Consider the following 3490-nt stretch of genomic DNA (forward strand, 5'->3'; position numbering starts at 1 on the left):
AACGCGCCCCCGGGGCGGGGGCCGCGGGGAAGCGACTGTGCCGCGCGGCCCGCGCCTTTTCCTACCCGGAGCCATGGGGCGCGTTCCCTCTTGCCATGTCGCCCGGAGTCAGCCAGGATACGAGCGGTCAACGTGTCATGCCGACTAATGTTGTGCCCGTGGAGGATTTCGTCTCTCCCGCTCCCCCGGTGGGTTCCGTCTGAGCGGGGCCGGCTCCGGGTGGGCTGAGCGGGAACGGATCTCTCCCGCCTGATGCGCGGAGTGGGGGGTCCGCCCTGATGGCCGCCGGATTGATCCGCCGCTCGCGTCCGGGACGTTTAGTTGAGTAGAGGCCCACGCATGCCGATGCATGCCGCGCCAACCGGCGCTACCGCGCTGTAACATTTGCGTGCCCCCGACCATCTCATGAGCAAGAAGGGGGCATCGCGTGGAACGGGGACTGGTGGACGGGCAACAGGGAGTCGAGCAGGTAACGGCGTCGGATGCCCTGGCGTTCGAGTCGATCGTGGCCTCCTATGAGGCGCCGATCGCCCGGTATCTCTACGGCATGGTCGGAGATGTCGAGCTCGCGCGCGACCTGACCCAGGAAACGTTCCTTTCGGCGTACCGGGCGTTGCCGTCAACGCCGATCACCAACCTCTCCGGCTGGCTGTACCGTATCGCCACCAACCACGCCCTATCCTATTTCCGCCGCAAGCGGCTGATCGGATGGATCCCCCTTTCTCGCCTGACGGAGAGCGGCTACGACCCGAGCGTGGACAGCCACAGCGACTGGGTCGTGACCAACAGCGCCGTTCAGGAGGCACTGGAGCAACTGGATCCCAAGGACCGCGCCTGCCTGCTCCTGCGGGCGGCCGGCTTCTCGGGGCAGGAGATCGCCGAGCAGCTCGGCTGCTCCCCCGGCGCGGCCCGGACCCGCCTCTCCCGCGCGCGCGAGGCGTTCCGCCGGGCTTACCACCGGGACGATCCAGACGACATCGGTGACACGGACGACACAGCGGAGGGCCGATAGGTGGAGTGCCGACACGTCCGAAGCGCACTTCCGGCGCTGATCGACGGGCAGTTGCCCCCGCGAGAGGCGGCGGAAGTTCGGGCGCATCTCGCGGTCTGCCCCGCCTGTCAGCGCATCGAACGCCAGTACCGCCAGGACCTCTACGATCTGGCGCGCTACCTGCGCACCGCGCCGCGGCTGCCGATCGAGCATCGCCCGTGGGCCGAGCAGCCGGTGCGGCGCGGCTTCTGGGGCGCGCTGGTGGCCGGCGGGCACAAGCTGGCGGCCGGCACGGCCCTGGTGGCGCTGCTGGCGCTGGTCACCGTCGGTGCGCTCGCGCTGCGCGGCATGGCGACCCGCTCGAACGGCGACCCGACGGCCACCGCTGCGGTCGGTGCCGCGACCTTGAGCGAGGCCACAGCGGATGTCAGCACGCTTCGGGGGGCGTTCCAGCCAGCCCCGGCGGTTGACCCGCGCTTCGAGGAGATCATGGACGCCCTCGATCAGGCGGGCCTTGTCTTCCCGATCGACGCAAAGATCGACATGGACGGACAGTCGGTCACGCTCACCCGGCTGGCCGTGGATCGCACGATCACCGTCCTCGAGTTCACCGCGCCCGTTGGGCAGTTGAGCGGCACGATCACGCTTGTGGATCAGCAGGGCCGTGAACTGCAGCAGCTCTATACGGGCGGTTCGATCCCCCTCGGTGGGCTAAACGATCCGTCGACAGCGACGGCGACGAATTATTACGCGTTCCCCGCCATCGATGCGGAGTCCGACACCGTTGAGGTTCGCGTCACCTCGGACCGGGGGCAGACGTTGAACACGTTCGTCGACGTCGACCTTTCCCCGCTCAGTGCCCTGCCGCCTGTTGCGTCGACCACGGTAAAGGTGACCGACGGCGGGGTCGGGGTCGCAGCAGAACGGTTGACGCCGGGCGCAGCGGTGAGCGTCGTCCGGCTCAGCACGAGCCTGGTTGATATCGATCAGGCCACACTGCGATCCTCCGAGCAGGGTGCCTCATCGCCGCAGGTCACGGCCACCGTGGACGGCTCGCCGGTTCCGGTGGTGGATATCCGGGAGGAGGAGCGTGACCAGGACGGGTCCGGCATCGACGTCCGGCTCCTCGGCCTCCCGCGCACCGGGACACTCACGCTGACGCTGGCCTGGGTTCCCGCGTCGGCTCCGTCGGCGGCCCAGGACACCGTGGCCATCGGTCCGTGGACGCTGACGATCGACCTCGCCAACCCGAGCGGTGAACCGGTTGCCCCGCAGCCGACTCCGACACCGGTGCCCACGCAGACGCCGGTGCCGACGCCGACCCCGACGCCGGTGCCGACGGTGCCGACCTTCCCGGCCGATCTCTACTTCGCCGGCGCGACGCCGGACGGCTTGCTTGGTCTCTGGGTTCAGCCGGCCAGCGGCGAAGCGCCGCGCGTGGTCGCGCAGGGCAACAGCGACCTCGAAGTCTTCTGGCCGGTGCCCGGCGGCAAGCAGATCGCAGTCCGGTTTGCCGACGACCCGGCGGTGTACCTCGCCCCGGTGGACGGCGGGGCGTTGCGGAAGGCGACCATGCCCGACGGCCGCGCGGTGACGGAGTACGTCGTCTCCCCCGACGGCACGCGCATCGCCTACGTTCCGGTCGATCGCCAGTCGCTCTGGGTCAGCAACGCCGACGGCCGGAACCTCACCCAGGTCCACGCGGTCGAGATCCCGGAGGCGCAGACGATCCACGGGGTGAGCTGGGCGCCGCGTGGCTATACGCTCCGCTACGAGGTGTCGCAGATCGCCGCCGGGTTCCGCCCGTTCGTGGCTGCAGTGGGCGGCGCCAATGAGGCGACCGAACCGGTCAAGCATCAACTGCCGCGCGAAGTGCTCTCCTACGCCTGGTCGCCCGGCGGGACGGAACTGGCCTACAGCACCTACAACGGCATCTTCCGCCTGCGGCTCTCCGACGGTGCCGAGACGGCCATCACGCCCGCCGCTCTGCGTGAGGGGCCGCAGCGGGCGATCGACGCCCTCCACTGGCTGCCCGACGGGCGCCTGGCCTTCGTGGTCCATGAGGATTCGACGGTCTACACCCCGGCGGACCTCTGGCTGATGAACGCCGACGGTAGCGACGCCTGGCGGGCGATCATCGGCATCGGCCCGGTCGACGTCCTGCGCTGGACCCCGGACGGTGCCGGCTTCGTCGCGCACGTGATCGATAAGCCGGGTTTGGTCTGGTATCCCTCGATCCACGACGAACCGGTCACACTCGCCGAGGACATCAAGTACGGCGCCTACCTCCAGCTCGACTGGATGACGAAATAGGTTCGCCCGGTGCTGGGAAAAGGCCCTCACCCTCGACCCCGCTCCCAACGTTGGGAGAGGGGAGTCTCTTTCGGAGCCGGGCGTGGCAGCGTCCGATGCCCGCGCTAAGAAAACAGCCCCCTCTCCCACAAGGGGAGAGGGGAGTCTCTTATACACATATGACGAGGGCGCCGATATGCAGTTTGT

General features: G+C 69.0%; 2 protein-coding genes. Both read left to right on the top strand.

Features of this window, described 5'->3' with window-relative positions; translation table 11 throughout:
- The first annotated feature begins 427 nt into the window (after window positions 1–427).
- Window positions 428–1012, top strand: coding sequence for a sigma-70 family RNA polymerase sigma factor (locus tag IRZ30_RS16500; RefSeq protein ID WP_294086745.1), 585 nt, complete (start codon window positions 428–430; stop codon window positions 1010–1012).
- Window positions 1013–3304 (top strand): zf-HC2 domain-containing protein, encoded by a 2292-nt coding sequence (locus tag IRZ30_RS16505; protein WP_294086746.1) that lies wholly within the window; start codon window positions 1013–1015, stop codon window positions 3302–3304.
- Window positions 3305–3490 lie beyond the last annotated feature (186 nt).

Source organism: Sphaerobacter sp. (assembly GCF_019683595.1).
GTDB lineage: Bacteria > Chloroflexota > Chloroflexia > Thermomicrobiales > Thermomicrobiaceae > Sphaerobacter.